This window comes from Kocuria sp., from assembly GCF_030538595.1.
Lineage (GTDB): Bacteria > Actinomycetota > Actinomycetes > Actinomycetales > Micrococcaceae > Kocuria.
On the sequence record NZ_JAUNTS010000005.1, the window covers coordinates 157,485 to 175,248 of the forward strand.

Here is a 17,764-nt window from a genome sequence, read left to right on the forward strand (position 1 = left end):
GTCAGTGACCTTCCTTCAACGCCCCGTCCACGTACACCGCGAACAGGAGGGTGAAGATGTAGGCCTGGAGGACCTGAATCAGGATTTCCAGGAAGTAGATGAACACGCCCAGGACCATGGTCCCGGCGCCACCCAGGATACCGACCAGCCCACCGACTTCCGTGAAGAGGTAAGCCATCAATCCTGCAGCAACCATGATGGCCATGTGGCCGGCAAACATGGTGGCGAACACACGCAGTGCGTGGGTGACCGGGCGGATGATCAAGTTGGAGATGAACTCGATGGGGATCAGGAAGATGTAGAGCAGCTTGGGCACATCTGGCGGCATGGTCATCTTGGCCATGAAGTGACCGAACCCGTGGCGCTTGATGCCAACGCCTACCCAGGCCACGTAGGCGATGATCGCCAGGACATAGGCCGAGCCCGGGTGGGACAGGGTGGGCAACTGCAGGACGGGAATGGACCCGAACAAGTTGTTGACCAGGATGAAGAAGAAGAAGCTGAACAGCAGCGGCAGCCAGGGGCGGAATTCCTTTTCCCCGATGATGTCCCGGCCCAGGGAGTTGCGCACAAAGCCGTAGCCGACTTCACCCAGGTACTGCCCCTTGGAAGGAACCAGCGCCTGCTTGCGGATGGCCCACATGAAGAATCCCACGATCAGGATGACCGACAGGAAGATCAGCACCGTGTGCTTGGCGAATTCAAACGAGCCGATCTCAAAGAACGGCGGGAGGTGCATGTCCGAAACCGTGGGAGCCTGGAAGCCTTGTCCCTCAAGAACTGGGGCGACGATCAATGGCGGTCCTTTCTGGTTCCATCCCGGCAGTCATGACCGTGGCCATGAAGGTGTTGTGCTGCAAGGTGGTTTCGGGCGTCATCACCGGTGGTGCGAACCATCATTGGTCCCCAGTCCGGCTTGCAGGTGGAGGAAAGCGAGTGCGACCCCGGCAGCGAATCCAATACCCGCTCCGAGCAGGACCAACCACTGCGTCCCCACCAAGTAATCCAGCAGGTACCCTACCAGACTCCAGAAGGCCGTCCCAATCACCAAGTAGGCCAAGATCCCCAGCGCGGCGCGGTTTCCTCCGGCCTCAACAAGCTCCCCCACGGTGTTCAAAGTCCGCCGTCTGGGGGCATTCTCCTCAGCGGTATCTGGGCTTTCGGGCACGGCTCCGGTGCCCTGTGCACCGCCCTTGTCCTCGGAAGTCATGACAGGTTTTCCTTCCCGCGGGGTGCTGAACCGGGCGTGGTGTCGACGTCGAAAATGGGGATGCGGGTGCGCCGCGCTGCAACCGCTGTGCCGGTCAACCAGGCAATCACCTGCCCGATACTGGCTCCCGCGGCCCAGCGTGGCAGGACCCACCCGGGAGCCGTGGTGGAGAACAGAATCATGGCACCGGCAAAGACCAGGGCAACGTAGACCACCAACATGGTCAGACCCATGACAGCGGCAGGGTACTTGGCCGACCACCAGAGCGCGGCCAGAGACACCCCGAACACTACTGCCACGATGGCGGAGCCGATGGCCACGCTGCCGAGCCCGTCAACTCCCTCAAGAGCTGCGGCCACCAGGGCCAGGACCAGTCCGACCACTGCGCCGGCACAAGAGGCCTGCCACAGCATTCTGGCCCATACATTTCCCGGCCGAGTGATGCCGGTGGAACCCCGGTTCATGCGGTGGGTGCCGGGCTGTCACCGGCGCGCTCCACGCAGCCTTGCCTGTGGCGCCGCTGCAGAAGAGTCGGCAGAGCAAGGTAGGCCACCAGCAAGAGAATCACCGCCACCCCCGAGGCAACCACGGCCGCCCCGCTCAGCCGTAGACCGATCAGTGAAATCACGGAGACCAGCACCGTGGTTCCCGACACCACCAGGGCGGATTGCACGTGACTGAATCCCACGTCCGTGAGGCGCTGATAGGCATGTTGCCGGTGTGGGCGCCACCATGGCTCTCCCGCGCGGAATCGGCGCATCAGGGTCCAGGAGGTGTCTGCCAGGTAGACGGCCAGCGGTGGAAGCAGATACTCCACGTACACCCCGGACAGGAAGGCGGCAACGGCAATCAGGATGATCCCGCCCCCCAGCAGGTAGGAGCCCACATCACCCAGAAATACTGACCCGCGGCTGAGGTTCCACGGGAGGAATCCCGCAAAAGCACAGGCGATGGCCAGTCCGGCAATCATCATCCAGGGAAGATCGTTGGAAGCCCCCGCCCAGGCATACAGGCTGCCCACCACAAGCCCGTGCAGTCCGGAGATGCCGTTGATCCCATCCATGAAGTTGGCCACGTTGACGTAGACCACCACGGCACCGGTGCAGACAATCCACCACAGCACGCTGGTTTCCAACGCCCAAATGAGCAGACCGGAACACACCGCGCCAATGAGGATCTGCACGGCAAGGCGCACTCGCACGGACACGCCCTTGAAGTCTTCAACCCAACCCAGCGCAGCACAGGCCGCAGTTCCCACCAGAACCGTCAGCGCAACTGAACGGTCCGTGTAGACCACGCCGGTCAGCAGACCTGCAAGCTGGACCAGAATCACCGCGCCAGCCACGGCCAATCCCATGCCGCGGATCACGGTTCGGGTGTGAGAGGAACGCTCATTGGGGATGTCCACCACGCCCCACCGGGTGAGCAGCGGCTTGACCACAAAGGGCAGCAGGAGACTCAGCACCAAGGCGCCTGCGCCGAAGGTCAGAGTCAGATGGAGCAGATCAAGCAGTTCCTCCGGGGTGGGGGTGGAGCCCGGGTCTACGGACAGGACGCTGGGGCCATCGGTCATGATGCCTGCCCTTCACCCGCATCGACTGCCGAAGCCGGTCCCTGGTCAATCTTGCTGGAGGGCACGTCCCGAGCCCCGTGGAACTGGGTCAGTGCAGGCTGCGTGGCCTGCGGGACAGCCGGGAAGGAGCCGGTCAGTGGCATTCCGCCACGCTGTTTCCACTCGCGACGGTCCAGGTTTTGCGGGTCCAAAGTCTGGACTTTGGCGTGGGAGATCTTGGGGTGATACGGGCGGGCATCGGATTCGCCGTAGCCAATCAAGTCCTCATGCAACTTCTCCCCCGGGCGCAGCCCGGTGATGATGATTTCAATGCGCTCCTGACCAGACAGCGCCCGCAGCCGCTTGGCCACATCCAGGATGCGGACAGGTTCGCCCATGTCAAGGATCAAGACCTCTCCACCACTGGCAATGGCACCGGCCTGCACCACCAGCTGGCAGGCTTCCGGAATGGTCATGAAGTACCGGGTGGCATCCTCATGCGTGACGGTGATGGGGCCACCCTGCCGAATCTGCTCCGTGAACAACGGCAGCATGGAGCCCCGGGAGCCGAACACATTGCCGAACCGAACGGAGGAATACCGTTTGCCGGTCTCCTGCGCCATCCAGGCAGTCAACTTCTCTGCCACTCGCTTTGAATGCCCCAGGGCCGTGGTGGGGTTGGCAGCCTTGTCCGTGGAGACGTTGACAAACACCTCCACGTCAGCCGCTCGGGCTGCGGTCAGCACGTTGAGGGTGCCCAGAATGTTGGTCTTCCACGCCTCATCCGGATAGGTCTCCAGCAGGGAGACGTGTTTGAGGGCCGCGGCGTGAAAGACCACATCGGGGCGTCGTCGTTCAAAAATAGCCGCCAAGTTTTCGCCGTCGCGGATGTCCGCCAGAACGGTGTCCTGACCGTCCAGCAAACCGCGGCCCGTGATGGAAATCTGGGTGGCCTGCAAGTTGGTTTCGTCCCGGTCCAGCATCATCAACTCAGCCGGGTCAAAGGCCAACAGCTGCCTGCACAACTCCGAACCGATGGACCCACCCGCGCCCGTGACCAGTACTTTCTTGCCGGTGATGTAGTCGGCGATCCCCACGGCATCAATGTCCACCGGGGTGCGCCCAATCAAGTCCTCCAGGCTGATGTCCCGAATGTCCACCCGGGTTCCGGAGCCCGTGAGCATGTCCCGCACCGGCGGCACTGTCATCACGCGGGTATTGGTACCAGCCACCACATCAGAAACTCGCTGCATGAGTTTTGAGGAAGCGTTGGACTGTGCCACCAACAAGATGCTGGAGCGGGTTTGAGCCAGGACAGACGGGGCATCCGCAATCGTGCCCAGCACCGGTACGGAAGAGACCCGCAAGTGCTTCTTGGCGGGGTCGTCATCCAGCAGAGCCACGGGCAGGTATTCGGAATCCGGGTCTTGCATCATGCGCTGCACAATGAACGTGCCGGACTGACCCGCACCGTAAATCACCACGTGCTGGGCATTGGCCTGGGGCTTGGAGGTGGACTCCTGGTACATCCGCTTCAGATAGCGGAAAGCCGCCATGAACAGGGCCGCAAAGGGGAAGGCGATCAGAGCCACGGAGCGTGGAATGCCGATGGTGTTGCCTGCCACCAGAAGAACGATCTGGAGCACTGCCGTCACGATCAGCGTGACCACAATGAGCAGTTTGCCTTCATCAAAGCTGCCGTAGGAATACCGGCCCCGATACAGCGCAAAAGAGAATCCCACGGCCAGCTGAGTCACCACGGCAATCAAGCACACGATCAGCAGGCTGGAGAGGTTGATGAACTGAACGCTCAGTTCATACCGCAACACCAGGGCCACGCCCATGGCCGCAATCCAGGCAAAGGAGTCCAGACACATCTGGATCCACAACCAGGCTGTGGGTCGATCATTTTCCGCGCCGTTGCGGTCAGTGGCGCTGCTTTCCGCAACGCGTGGGTGGGCTCCCGTGGACGGCCCCGCAGACTCGCTACTGCGCGGGTGGTGCATGGTGGGGTCCTTCCGTGGGCGAGGTTTCAGCCATGATGGCAGATCATCTCACCCGTTGTGGGTGGAGTTGGGGTAGCCGCTGACCATGTTCCGATAGGCCCGTTCACGCACGAACCTGGGAACAAACCGGTATCCACCGCGCACCGCAACGTTGCGCAGCCATTCTAGGAAACTCAGATACCCGCTTCCGCGTAGACGCGATTGAAGCTGCATTTCCGCTTGGAAGACAGCCAGTCCCCCGCGCCTCTGATACGCACCACCGGAAACCCGGTACCCCACCAGCGGAGCCGCAATGTTACGAATGTCCGCCCCCGCTTTGAGCAGACGGACCCACAGCCAGTAGTCCTCCGCCAGCGGCACGTACTCATAACCACCCACGGCGGTCACGGCACTGCGGCGCATCACCACCGTGGGGTGGGACACAGGATTGCGCAATTTGGACACCCGCCGGATTTCGGCAGCGCCCACGGGGGCCTCGCGGCCGGCCAAGATGTGGGATTCGTCGTCGCCGATTTCGTTCATACCGGCACCCACCACGTCCGCACCGGCCTCAATGACCGGTAATTGGCGGGCAAACCGGTCCGGATAGGACACATCGTCCGCATCGGCCCGGGCCACCACATCGTGAGTGCATGCCCGCAGCCCGGTACGCAGCGCATTGGTCAACCCGGCATTGATCGGCAGGTCCACGCGAACGACGGCGATCGGCGGGCTGGCCTGTTCCAGTCGCCCAGTCAAAGCCTCCAGTTCCGCCTGAAGGTCATCATCCACCGGACCGTCACGCACAATCACCACCTCGCTGGGCGGCCGTACCTGCTCCAGCGTTGAGGACAGCAGTGCCCGGTGGAACCGTTGAGGCGTGTCTCCGCGGTAGACCGGCATGAGCAGGGAGAAGTCCACACCGGGCTCCAGGGGTGTGGAACCGCCAACAGCACCACCGCGGTCGGGGGTGAGCTCCCACAGGCCATCCAGAACCTGCCGGTTGGTCCGGGGGGCACGCAGAGCATCACGGACACCACGGAGGAAACGTTGCGTCACTGCTCGACGGTCATCGGTGGTCTTCAGGGTGCGCCACCACAAGCGTGCCGTGGCGCCGCCGTAGAGCACCTTCTCCCACGGCGCCAAGGAGGCGGAGCGGGTGAAAACCCACAGTTTGTTGCGAACATCGTTGTAAAACCTGGGCCCAGGATCGGCGTCGGTGTTACCGGCTTGTTTGGTGTGGTGCATCACCTTGGAGGCAGGCACCTGAATGGCGTCCTCCCACCGCGCCAGGCGGGTGGAGAACTCGAAATCGTCATCCCAGATGAAGTAGTCCGCAATGGGCAGGCCAGCTGCACGCACGGCGTCACCGTCCATCAGCAAGGACACGAATGAGCCTGAACGAATGCTGCGTCCACCCACGGCTGCCGCCCTGGCTTTTCGGCGGGGACCGGCACCAATACGCTCGATCATGGAGTTCATGGGGTGCTCGGTGCCATCGGTCCACAGGACCTGGCTGGCCACAAAGGCCGGCCGGCGAGCGCCATCGGCGTCGTAGTCGCGCCAAGCGGTCACGGCGGCGCTGAGCGTGTCCGGGAGAGGTTCGGTGTCATCGTCCATGACCCAGATCAGATCCGCGCCGTACACGTTTGCAGCTTGGTCGATCCCCACTGTGAAGCCACCGGCCCCACCCACATTGCGTTGCAGCTCCACCAGCTCAATGTGGCCCGGCTGACCCGTGGCTGCGTGGTCAGCGGCGAACTGTCGGATGAAGGGTACGGAATCATCTGTGGAGGCGTTGTCCACCACCACCACGGTCTGCGGAACCGTGGTACCGCCCAAGATTCCGCGCAGCGTCAATTCCAAGAGCGTGCGGCGGTTGTAACTCACCACTACGGCAACCACCCGCGGTGCAGGGTTCACGCCCACGTCCCATCCTGATCTCTGTGCGATGGCTGGTGCTTTCCAGCCCGACTGGTCACGTCCAATGTCCCGGCAGATCCAGTGTGATGGCCCGGAGGCTGGAGCATGGAGACCTGCCGAGATTAGCACCCGAGCATGAAAGGCCTCTTAAGGTTGACTCCAGGTGGTTCTCTGTACGATGTTCCAGAGCAGGCCGCGCAGTTGCCGCGGTCTGGCTCGGCCCAGCCCGATCGAGAGGAGAAGGTCTGTGACCTCCAGAGCATGGCGCGTGGTGGGATCCACGGGATTCGTTGGCTCCGCTGTTACCCGTGAATTGCGAGCACAAGGCCATAGTGTTCAAGCCGTCTCCGCCCCCAGGCTCTCCAGCGGCGCCCGCACCGTGCACCACTTGCTGGGGCGGGCCAAGGACTTGGAATCCGTGATCGACTATCTGGCTGATTCCTTTGCCGGAGCAGATGTGGTGGTCAACGCCGCTGGAATCGCCACACCGGATGGCACAGACCAGGATGCCTTGGTGGGTGCCAATGCCATGCTTCCGGTGTTGATTTTGGCGGCAGCCGAACGCACCGGCGTCAAACGAGTGGTGCACATGAGTTCCGCCGCAGTGCAAGGCAAAACTGCGTTTTTGGATGAAACCTCCCGCACCTCTCCATTTTCCCCGTACTCCTTCTCCAAGGCACTGGGGGAATCTGCACTGCAACGCCTGGCTTCCCGTGAGGACCGGCCGACCAACCCGGAGCTGGTGATTCTGCGCGCCACCTCCGTCCAGGGACCGGACCGTGGGACCACCCAGCGCCTGGCGGCCTTTGCCGCCTCCCCGCTGTGTTCCGTGGCCGGAGACGGTACTGCCCACACTCCCGTGACCTCCATTGACGCCCTTGCGGAGTTCACCGTGACCGTGGGCTCCCATCACCAATCGGTCCCTCAGATTGTGCTGCTCCCCTGGGAGGGAGCAACCACCGCGTCCATCCTGCGTGATGCGGGGCGGCGCCACCCCATCAAGCTGCCCACTTCCTTGTGCAAGGCTGCGGTGGCTTCCGGGTATTTCCTCTCCGGTCTGGCCAAGAACCGCTGGCACGGTGCCATCCGCCGCATTGAGGTCACCTGGTTCGGGCAGAATCAAGTACCGGGATGGGGCCGGGAGCAAGGCCTTCTGCCCGCCCCCAAGATCGGTGAGCTCTTGCGCGCCGTTCACGCCAAGCGCGGTTGAGCTCCGCTCAGCGGCGGCTCTGATCCGCAGCGAAGGACGCAACTTCCGAGTCCTCACCGCTGCTGGCCACAAGAGCCGCCGCTGTGGCACGGTCCACGGGTTGCGGTTGCCCCGCCACGCGGGAGCAAACCGTTCGGCGCCGATTCTGGTCCGGTCCAGGTTGCGTTGTCGACGACGGCCCCTCCTGATCCGGGTCGGTCTGCCCTGCGGTGGTGCTCACCGCCAGACCTGCACCGCTGAGCACCAGAGCTTCGGCCTGGCTGGGCTGCACGCGGGTGGCGGCCATCGCACGCGCACCCCGCTCGGTTTCCTGCTTGCGCTCAGCAGACACTTCCGCCGCAGACCGAGCCTCTGCTCGCTCGGACGGGGTGTGGGCCACTCTTGATTCGGAAGCCTCAGTCCGGGCTTCCGCCAGTTCATGTTCCGCTTCTGTTCCGGCCGTCTCACTCCCCGGGGATGAGGGCAGCGCTGCACCCTCATGGAAGTGCTCGCCCTGATCGTCACCGTCTGCCGCACCCACGGGATCGGTGGAGGGTTCTGGATCGCTGTGATCCGCCTGAGCCTGTTCGGCCGCTGTGGTCTCCGGGATCTGTGCCGGTGGCTCCTCACCTTCCACGCCGATCACAGAGGGCACCACTTCTCGCAGGCGGGCCAGGCCAATGGCGCCGTCGCGGACCACCACCGGAGTGGTTCCGGTGCAGTCCACGATGGTGGAGGGCTGTGCTGTGCGGGTCACCACCGGATGCGCCGATGATCCACCGGAAGTGGCCACACCGCGCCCCCCGGCGTCCAAGTACACGGACACCTTGTCCTGCAGCATCCGGCGCGCCTCCTGCGCGGTGGTGGCTGCTGGCAATCCGGTCTTGTTCGCAGAGGACACCGCCAGTGGCCCGGACAGGGTCAGGAGTTCGCGTGCCACCTCGTCGTCTGGAACTCGCAAAGCCACGGTGCCTTGGGTCTCCCCCAGATCCCACTGCAGGGAGGGCTGCGCATGGCAAATCAGGGTCAGGCCACCCGGCCAAAACGCCTCCGCCAAGGCCCTGGCCTCCGCGGAGACTTCATCGGCCAAACCGTCCAGAACCCCGGAATGTGCAATCAACACCGGAGGCGGCATGGTCCGGTTCCGGCCCTTGGCCGCCAAAAGTTTCTCCACCGCCGCGGCTGAAAACGCATTGGCTGCAATGCCGTACACGGTGTCTGTGGGGATCACCACACACTCGTCAGCGGCCACGGCCTGTTGGGCGTGTTTGAGCCCCACGGCGCGCTGGTTCTCCTGCGCGCACTGATACACGACGGCGGCCGGTTGGGTCTGCTCCTGCGCTTCCGTGGCCGCATCCTCCGCGGTGACGGCCTCCGGCGCGGCCGCCTCCGGTCCCGTCCGGTGTTCCGATCCGGTGCCCGCTTCAGGACCGATCTGCGGCTCAGCGTTCTCCTGTGGTGTCTGATTCACGCGGGTCATTCTTGCACTCCATGCTGCGGGGATGGGTCAGCTTGATACTGGCGCAGTTCAGATTCGGGCTGACACGGCTCAGATGTCCGCGGCGTCGCCAAGAATCCCGCGGTGGCCCGCGGACGCTGCGCAAGGTCGTGATGCAGCTCCACGTGGGTGAACCCGTGGGTGTGAAACGCCCGGGCCACGGCCTGAGCCTGTGATTCGGCGTGTTCCACGGCCAGGTATCCGCCTGGCCGCAGCCATTGAGCGGCGGCTGCAATGATGCGGTTGGGCACGGTCATGCCGTCATCCCCACCACCCCACAGGGCCATGGCTGGATCATGGTCGGCCACCTCCGGGGGCAGAGGGGCCTCCGACTCCGGGACATAGGGTGGATTGCTCACCACCACATCCACCGTCCCAGTACGTTCGGGTGGCACCTGGGTTGCATCTGCCAGGCGCAGTTCAACTCTCTTGTACGGGGCCAGATTGCGCGCGGCCCACACGTGGGCCTGCTCGCTCAGTTCCACGGCGTGGATACGAGCATGCGGGGCTTCATCAGCCAGGGCTGCGGCAATGGCACCGGAACCGGTGCACAGGTCCACCACCACGGGGTGAGCCCGGCCCTCGGCTTGCGCCTCCCGCAAACGCTCGGTGACCAACTCCACCAGAAGTTCGGTTTCCGGGCGAGGGATGAACACCCCGGGCCCCACCTCCAACTCCACGCGACGGAACGGGGCCTTGCCTATGAGGTGCTGCAACGGCACCCTCTGAGCCCGGCGCTCCACCAACTCCCGATATCCGGTTGGGGTGTCCGCGCCAATGATTGCCTTGGCCTGCACCTCGCCGCGGTCAAGGCCCGTGAGATGGGCGGCCAGCAGGACGGCATCGTTTTCTGCGGTCTCCACCCCCGCCTCAGCCAACAGGGAGGTGGCCCAGCGCAACCCCTGGGCCAGGGAGCGCGTGCCCGGGCCCGTACCGCTCGCTGAACTGACCTGTGAGGATGACGACTGTTCGGTGTTCATACGGTGTCACTGTCCATCGCGCTGGCCCAGAGCGGCCAGGCGTTCGCGTTCATCAAGCTCAATGGCTGAAGTCACCACGGGACCCAGAGCACCGTCCATCACCTGATCCAAGTTGTACGCCTTGTATCCGGTGCGATGATCCGCCACCCGGTTCTCCGGATAGTTGTAGGTGCGGATCCGTTCGGAGCGGTCCACGGTGCGCACCTGGGAACGGCGAGCAGCGGAGGCTTCAGCCGCCTGTTCCTCGGCTTGATGCGCCAGGAGCCGGGCGCGCAACACGCGCATGGCAGCTTCCTTGTTCTGCAACTGAGACTTTTCGTTCTGCATGGCCACCACAATCCCCGTGGGTAGGTGGGTGATCCGCACCGCAGAGTCCGTGGTGTTCACGGACTGTCCACCGGGACCGGATGACCGGTACACATCAATTTTCAGATCGTTGCCCTGGATCTCGATTTCCTCCGGGGCCTCCACTTCCGGAAACACCAGGACACCCGCTGCGGACGTGTGAATACGGCCCTGTGATTCCGTTGCCGGAACCCGCTGGACGCGGTGCACACCGCCTTCATATTTGAGGTGTGCCCACACGCCTTCCGCGGGGTCGTCCCCGCGGCCCTTGACCGCAATTTGAACGTCCTTGTAGCCGCCCAGGTCAGCAGGGGTCTCCCCCAGAACCTCTGTTCGCCACCCCTGAGATTCAGCGAACCGCAGATACATGCGCAAAAGATCACCGGCAAAGAGCGCCGACTCAGCGCCGCCTTCCCCGGCTTTGATTTCCAAAATTGCGTCTCTGGCATCGTCTGGATCACGCGGGATCAACAGCACCCGCAGCCGTTCCCGGGCCACCTCGATCTGCGGTTCCAGGACCTCCGCCTCCCGCGCGAACTCCGGGTCCTCCCCGGCCAGTTCCTGAGCGGCTTCACGGTCATCACGTAGCCGCTGGAGCTCGGTGTGGGCAGCCACCACCTTGTTCAGTTCTGCATACCGCCGATTGAGGCGCTTGGCCAGCAAGGGGTCTGCGTGGACCGCTGGATCAGCCAACCGCGTTTGCAGTTCAGCATGTTCATCAAGCAACGCCTGGATGGGGTCGGTCACAGACTGGGTGGAGTCCGCCACAATGCAGCTTCCTTTCGGTCAGAGGTGGAGCACAGGAGCAGCGCCCACGGACGCTGGTCTCCGGAGTCGGACAACGACGACGGCCCCGGGGGTCCAGCGCGGTACATCACTGCGGGCTGATGCCCGCAGTGACAGCGCCGAACCCTCCGGGGCCGCGGTCAGCCAACTAGCGGTCGTCGTCCGCCTTGACGTTGAGCGTGGTCTTCTGGACCTGCATCAGGAACTCGGCGTTGGACTGGGTGTCCCGCAGCCGGTTGGTCAGCAGTTCCAGGGCCTGCTGCTGGTCAAGGCTGGAGAGCACACGACGCAGCTTCCACATGATCTTCAGCTCATCGCCGGACATCAAGTTTTCTTCGCGGCGGGTGCCGGAGGAGTTGACGTCAACAGCCGGGAAGATGCGCTTGTCAGCCAGCTGGCGGGACAGGCGCAGTTCCATGTTGCCGGTGCCCTTGAACTCTTCAAAGATCACTTCATCCATCTTGGAGCCGGTCTCCACCAGGGCAGTGGCCAGGATGGTCAGAGACCCGCCACCCTCAATGTTGCGGGCAGCACCGAAGAAGCGCTTGGGCGGGTACAGCGCAGCGGAGTCCACACCGCCGGAGAGGATGCGTCCGGAGGCCGGCGCCGCCAGGTTGTAGGCACGGCCCAAACGGGTCATGGAGTCCAGCAGAACCACCACGTCCATGCCCAACTCCACCAGGCGCTTGGCGCGCTCAATGGCCAGTTCGGCCACGGTGGTGTGATCATCAGCGGGGCGGTCGAAGGTGGAGGCAATGACCTCACCCTTGACCGTGCGCTGCATGTCTGTCACTTCCTCCGGGCGTTCATCCACCAGCACCATCATCAAGTGGACTTCCGGATTGTTGGTGGTGATGGCATTGGCAATCGACTGCAGCATCAAGGTCTTGCCGGCCTTGGGCGGGGAGACGATCAGACCGCGCTGGCCCTTGCCGATCGGAGCCACCAGATCCACCACGCGGGGGCCGATCTTCTTGGGCTCATTCTCCAGGCGCAACCGCTCCTGCGGGTACAACGGCACCAGCTTGGCAAAGTCCACCCGGTCCGTGAGCTCTTCCGGTTTGCGGCCGTTGACGCTGGTCAACTGCACCAGGGCATTGAACTTTTGCCGCTGGTTGCGGTTGTTCTCCTCCCCTTCACGCGGTGCACGAATAGCGCCCACCACGGCATCGCCCTTGCGCAGGTTGTGCTTCTTGACCTGCGCCAGGGACACGTACACATCATTGGAGCCGGGCAGGTAGCCGGAGGTACGCACAAAGGCGTAGTTGTCCAGCACATCCAGGATGCCCGCCACCGGCAGCAGGACATCATCCTCGGTGGGCTCGGTGTCATCAACCTCTGGACCGTTGTTGCGGTTCCGGCGGTTGCGCCGGTCATTGCGGTCGTTACGGTTGCGGTTGCGGCGGTTGCGGCGCGATCCGCCGTCGTCATCGGGGCCGTTGTTGCCCTGGTTGCCGCCGCTCTGGTTGTTGCGGCCCTGATTTCCGGAGCCGTCCTGGTTGCCGGAGCCTTGGCCACCCTGCTTGTTCTTGTTTTGCTTGTTCTTGTTGCCGGAATCGTTCTTCTGGCCGTCCTGGTTACGGCCCTGACGGTTACGGCGGTTGTTGGAGTCGCCGTCTTGGCTGGACTGGCCACCATTGCCGGACTGGTCATCCGCACCATTCTGGCCGTTGGACCCGGAGTTCTCCCCGTCCTGGCTCTGGGCGTTCTTGCCGCCCTGACCGTTCTGGTCGCGGTTGCGGCCGCGGCGCTGGGAGCGGGAGCCCCGTTCGCGGTTGGAGTCGTTACCGCTGTTGTCCTCGGCGGAGTGTGTGGATCCGCCGTCTTCACGGTTCTCTGTTGTGGCGGCATCAGTATGCGCGGCGGAGTTGCTGTCCTGGCTGGGGGTGGTTTCCCCCGTGGACTGTTGGTTGTCCGCGGACCCGGCGCGGCGGCTGCGGCCCCGCCCGGTTCGAGCTGCCACCACGGGGGCTTCTTCAGCTCCCGCGGTTGTTTGGGCATCGCTGACGCCGGCCTTGGCGGAAGCACGCTGAGCGGTCTGTTCAATCTGTTCGGTGACCTTGCGGTCACGGTCGGCCACGCTGCCACCACGCTGGTGAGCCTCAATGGCATCCACCAGCAGGGACTTACGCATCCGGCGAGCGCCGGTGATACCGAGCTGTGCGGCCAGCGCTTGCAACTGGGCCAGTTTCAGACCGGAGAGGCCTGTGCCCTTGGATGCTGCGGTTTCCTGGTCCGTCCCGGTGTTCAGGTCGGTGGTTTCGGTCACGAAGGTTTCCTTTTCCCTCGAATGGGGCTTCCGGCACTCAGACGCCGGGAGCCTTGATTGGTTGTGCGGGCCGCTGACTGCGGGCCGCCCACACCCTCTCAGACGGGGTGTGGCTGACTGCGGGTTTCTTGTGCTTGAAGTGTGCAGCGGGGCTGCACGGGACTTCTGAGGCTGGTCTCTCTCCGTTGAAGAAAGGCAGACAAGGCGGTTGTGAGAACTTGCTCTCACAACTCATCAAGAGCCGCTTGATCCGTATGAAATGTTCAGTGCTGGAACGTAGGACGTCACGCAGTCATCAGGACATTCATGGGATCAGGGATGCACCCACACGTGGTCTGGATCAGACCTCTACTTTGGGATGCGTTTCTACTTTAGCACCCCGGGCGGGTACGACCAGCCGCAGAACACGCCACGTGACGTGTTCACGGTCTGGTTCCGGGTGGGCGGTGAACCGCATGATGTCGGCCTCCGCCTGCTCTGCCGCCTCTGCTGAGGGCGCCAAAGTGAGGACAGTGGGCCCGGCCCCTGAGATCAGCGCGGCGTGGCCTTGGGCACGTAGGTGAGCCACCAGCGCGACACTGGGAGGCATGGCGGGAGCCCTGAATGGCTGATGCAGCCCATCGTGAGTGGCAGGCAGCAACAGCTCGGGGCGGCGGGTCAGGGCCTCCACCAGCAGAGCGGCGCGGCCGGCGTTGACCGCTGCCGTTCGGTGCTCCACCTCAGCGGGCAGCAAGGAGCGCGCCAGGGCCGTGGAGACCTCGTAATTGGGAATGGCCACCACGGGAACGACGTCGGGGTGAACCGCCACCGGGGCACTGTGCCAGTGGCCGGGTTCCCCCCAGGAGATGGTCAGCCCGCCGTAGAGGGACGGGGCAACATTGTCCGGGTGGCCTTCCAGCCCTGCACAAACCTGCAAAAGTTCCGTGTCCGTCAGTTGCACCGCTGCGGGCAGCAATGCGTTGGCGGCCACCACACCCGCCACCACGCAGGTGGCGGAGGAGCCCATGCCGCGACCGTGCGGAATCCGGTTCCGGGTGTGCACCCGCAGCCCGGGCTGTTCCGTGAGCCCTGCGGCAGTCCACGCGGCGCGCACGGAGCGCAACAGCAGGTGGTCTTCGGTGCGCGGGACTGATTCGCAGCCTTCCCCGTTGAGATCGAACTCAAGCCCCGATTCCAGGATCTCCAGGCGGACGGTGTCGTAATGCCCCAGGGCCAGGCCCAAGCTGTCAAAACCCGGGCCCACGTTGCCGCTGGATGCAGGCACCTCAACTGTCACCGCCTGCCCCGGCTCCAAAACCTCACGCCACTGCATCAGGTGACACCTCTGCTGGTTCTTCTGGTTCCGGTCCCTGATTCAGGGCCCGGTCAAGCTGCTTGACCATCTGGATCAGTCCAATCCCAGCGCGGCGGCCACGGACACCACGTCAAAGTCCACGCGTTTGGGCTCGGCCGCTGTGGGGTCCTCCAATTCAGCACCCTTGACGGCCCACTGGGGATCTTTGAGGCCGTGGCCGGTCACCGTGATCACAATCCGCGCGCCAACGGGGGCGGCACCTTCACGGAACTTCTTGAGCAGTCCGGCCACACCGGCAGCTGAACCTGGTTCCACGAACACTCCGTCACGGGAGGAGAGGAAACGCTGGGCTTCAATGATCTGCTCATCGGTGACGGACTCAATGAGTCCACCGGACTCATCGCGGGCAGCAATTGCACTGTCCCAGGACGCCGGATTGCCAATGCGGATGGCCGTGGCAATGGTCTCCGGCTGATCAATCGGGTGACCTGCCACCAGCGGGGCTGCCCCCGCCGCTTGGAAACCCCACATGATGGGGGTCTTGGAGGCCACGGCCGGAAGTTCGCGGTCGGCGTCGTTGACGGAGTTGACGTAGGGCTGAGCGTATTCCGTGTAGCCCTTCCAGTACCCGGTGATGTTCCCTGCGTTGCCCACGGGGAGGATGTGGTAGTCCGGGGCATCACCCAGCGCATCAACCACCTCGAAGGCAGCGGTTTTCTGGCCCTGGATGCGGTAGGGGTTCACGGAGTTGACCAGGAACACCGGGTAGGAGTCCGAGAGCTTGCGCGCGATCTCCAGGCAGTTGTCAAAGTTGCCGTCGATCTGAATGATGTCCGCGCCATGGGCCACGGCCTGAGCCATCTTCCCCATGGAGATCTTGCCTTCAGGCACCAACACAGCGCAGCGCATCCCGGCCTGCTTGGCGTAGGCGGCAGCGGAAGCGGAAGTGTTGCCGGTGGAGGCGCACACCACGGCTTTGGCGCCTTCCTCCTTGGCGCGGGTGATGGCCATGGTCATCCCGCGGTCCTTGAAGGAACCCGTGGGATTCATGCCCTCAAACTTCACCCAGACGTGGTTACCCGTCAGCTCGGACAGGGCATGGGCCTTGATCAGTGGGGTTCCGCCCTCCCCCATGGTGACCACCGGAGTGGAATCGGTGACCGGAAGACGGTCCCGGTATTCGTTGATCACGCCTTGCCACAGATGCGCCATGTTGTTCTCTCCAGATTCTTGGGGGCCAAACGCTGCCACGTTCGGGTGAGGTCCAGGTGTGTCCGTGCCCGTCAGGGCTCGGGTGTCAGGTGTGGTTCTCCACGCGGATCAGGCCCCGTAGGTCCAGGACCACGTCCATGTCCCGGATGGCTTCAACGGTGCGGACCAGATCCGCGTTACGTGCCCGGTGGGTCACAAAGCGCAGCTCAGCCAAACGCTGGTCCGGGTATTCAGGATCAGCCGGAAGGTCACGCTGCTGCATGGTGGAGATCGACACCCCGTGCTCGGCAAAAACGGAAGAGATTTCCGCCAGAACGCCGGTTCGGTCAGGGCACAACAGGGTCAGTGAAAAGCTGGTGCGGACATCGTCAACGCCGGTGGCCGGAAGGTCCGCATGGAAGGAAGGACCCACTCCGGGGCCACCTGCCACGGAGCGGCGCAGGGCAGCCACCAAGTCACCCATGACGGCAGAGGCAGTGGGCGCCCCGCCGGCACCTGGGCCGTAAAACATCAGCTCCCCGGCATTCTCAGCCTCCACGAACACGGCGTTGAAGGCACCGTGAACGCCTGCCAGCGGGTGGGTACGGGGCAGCATGGTGGGAACCACCCGGAGGTTGACCTGCTCCGGCGCTTGCGGCCCGTCCGTCACGCGCTCGGCCACACCCAGCAGTTTGATCACGTAACCACCCTCACGGGCGGCCTCCACATCTTCCGCGGTCACGCCGGTGATTCCACGGCAGTAGACGTCGTCAAAGCGATAGGAGGAGTGGAAGGCAATTCCGCCCAGGATGGCCACTTTGGAGGCGGCGTCATGACCTTCGACGTCGGCCGTGGGGTCAGCTTCCGCGTATCCCAGGCGCTGGGCCTCCGCCAGGGCGTCGTCAAAACTGGCCCCGGTGGTGTCCATCTGGTCCAGGATGTAGTTGGTGGTGCCGTTCATGATGCCCAGCACGCGGTTGACCTTGTCTCCGGAGAGTGAATCCAGCATGGGCCGCACAATCGGGATGGCCCCGGCCACTGCGGCCTCATAAGAGATGCTGGTGCCGGCCGCCTCTGCTGCTGCATGCAGTTCAGCCCCGTGCTGCGCCAACAACGCCTTGTTCCCTGAAACCACCGGTTTCCCGGCTTGTAGCGCGCGCAAGATTCGCATCCGAGCGGGCTCCATCCCGCCGGTCAGCTCAACCACCACATCCGCGGCGTCGATCAGAGCGTCTGCGTCCGTGGTGAACAGGTCACGGGGCAGGTCCACGGTGCGGGGGGCAGTTACGTCGCGCACCGCCACACCGATCAATTCCGGCCGGGCCCCAATTCGATCCCCCAGTTCATCCGCTTCGTGGAGCAGGATTCGAGCCACTTCAGCCCCCACGTTTCCTGCTCCCAGCAAGGCCACGCGGACCGTGGGCACAACCCGATCGGCAGCATCGGTGGTGGTGGCAGCGGAGGGAGCAGGCTGCCCGGTGGGTGCGGAGCCGGCAGCGTTGTGGGCGGCAGCGTTGGTCACGGTGTACTCCAGGATGGTAG

14 protein-coding genes are annotated in these 17,764 nt (G+C 64.0%); 1 reads left to right on the forward strand and 13 read right to left on the reverse strand.

Annotation, left to right across the window (positions count from 1 at the left end; genetic code table 11):
• Nucleotide 1 precedes the first annotated feature (1 nt).
• The 6 genes from atpB to Q4G32_RS06400 form a co-directional block, all read right to left on the reverse strand.
• Nucleotides 2-739: a F0F1 ATP synthase subunit A gene (atpB, locus tag Q4G32_RS06375; protein WP_303350130.1), complete on the reverse strand. Its 738-nt coding sequence runs from the start codon at nt 737-739 to the stop codon at nt 2-4.
• Between the two features lie 138 nt (nt 740-877).
• Nucleotides 878-1,210 carry a hypothetical protein gene (locus tag Q4G32_RS06380; RefSeq protein ID WP_303350077.1) on the reverse strand — a complete coding sequence of 111 codons (333 nt, stop codon included), beginning with the start codon at nt 1,208-1,210 and terminating at the stop codon, nt 878-880.
• Nucleotides 1,207-1,623 carry a hypothetical protein gene (locus Q4G32_RS06385; RefSeq protein ID WP_303350079.1) on the reverse strand — a complete coding sequence of 139 codons (417 nt, stop codon included), beginning with the start codon at nt 1,621-1,623 and terminating at the stop codon, nt 1,207-1,209. Before Q4G32_RS06385 ends, Q4G32_RS06380 begins: the two co-directional genes overlap by 4 nt.
• Before the next feature lie 47 nt (nt 1,624-1,670).
• The gene (locus Q4G32_RS06390) at nt 1,671-2,783 is read right to left on the reverse strand and encodes an MraY family glycosyltransferase (RefSeq protein WP_303350080.1); all 1,113 of its coding nucleotides are present in this window, start codon (nt 2,781-2,783) and stop codon (nt 1,671-1,673) included.
• Entirely contained in the window at nt 2,780-4,768 is a 1,989-nt protein-coding gene (locus tag Q4G32_RS06395) for a polysaccharide biosynthesis protein (protein WP_441327471.1), read from the reverse strand. The genes Q4G32_RS06390 and Q4G32_RS06395 overlap by 4 nt, the downstream gene beginning before the upstream one ends.
• Nucleotides 4,769-4,816: 48 nt before the next feature.
• Nucleotides 4,817-6,676, reverse strand: coding sequence for a glycosyltransferase (locus Q4G32_RS06400; RefSeq protein WP_303350082.1), 1,860 nt, complete (start codon nt 6,674-6,676; stop codon nt 4,817-4,819).
• Nucleotides 6,677-6,917: 241 nt separating this feature from the next.
• Between Q4G32_RS06400 and Q4G32_RS06405 the strand changes: the two genes are divergently transcribed.
• Nucleotides 6,918-7,880, forward strand: a complete 963-nt coding sequence (locus Q4G32_RS06405) for an NAD-dependent epimerase/dehydratase family protein (protein WP_303350085.1) — start codon at nt 6,918-6,920, stop codon at nt 7,878-7,880.
• A 7-nt stretch (nt 7,881-7,887) separates the two neighbouring features.
• On the opposite strand, the gene Q4G32_RS14030 is transcribed toward Q4G32_RS06405, so the two are convergent.
• From Q4G32_RS14030 to Q4G32_RS06440, 7 genes are all read right to left on the reverse strand, one after another.
• A complete protein-coding gene (locus Q4G32_RS14030; RefSeq protein ID WP_441327472.1) occupies nt 7,888-9,330 on the reverse strand; it encodes an L-threonylcarbamoyladenylate synthase in 1,443 nt (480 codons plus the stop codon).
• Nucleotides 9,331-9,335: 5 nt separating this feature from the next.
• A complete protein-coding gene (gene prmC, locus Q4G32_RS06415; protein ID WP_303350087.1) occupies nt 9,336-10,337 on the reverse strand; it encodes a peptide chain release factor N(5)-glutamine methyltransferase in 1,002 nt (333 codons plus the stop codon).
• A gap of 6 nt (nt 10,338-10,343) precedes the next feature.
• A complete protein-coding gene (prfA, locus tag Q4G32_RS06420) occupies nt 10,344-11,429 on the reverse strand; it encodes a peptide chain release factor 1 (protein ID WP_303350134.1) in 1,086 nt (361 codons plus the stop codon).
• Between the two features lie 187 nt (nt 11,430-11,616).
• The gene (gene rho, locus Q4G32_RS06425) at nt 11,617-13,737 is read right to left on the reverse strand and encodes a transcription termination factor Rho (protein WP_303350089.1); all 2,121 of its coding nucleotides are present in this window, start codon (nt 13,735-13,737) and stop codon (nt 11,617-11,619) included.
• 340 nt (nt 13,738-14,077) lie between these two features.
• Nucleotides 14,078-15,049, reverse strand: coding sequence for a homoserine kinase (gene thrB, locus Q4G32_RS06430; RefSeq protein WP_303350090.1), 972 nt, complete (start codon nt 15,047-15,049; stop codon nt 14,078-14,080).
• A 75-nt stretch (nt 15,050-15,124) separates the two neighbouring features.
• Entirely contained in the window at nt 15,125-16,243 is a 1,119-nt protein-coding gene (gene thrC / locus Q4G32_RS06435) for a threonine synthase (protein ID WP_303350092.1), read from the reverse strand.
• Between the two features lie 85 nt (nt 16,244-16,328).
• Nucleotides 16,329-17,648: a homoserine dehydrogenase gene (locus tag Q4G32_RS06440; RefSeq protein WP_303350136.1), complete on the reverse strand. Its 1,320-nt coding sequence runs from the start codon at nt 17,646-17,648 to the stop codon at nt 16,329-16,331.
• Between the last annotated feature and the right edge of the window lie 116 nt (nt 17,649-17,764).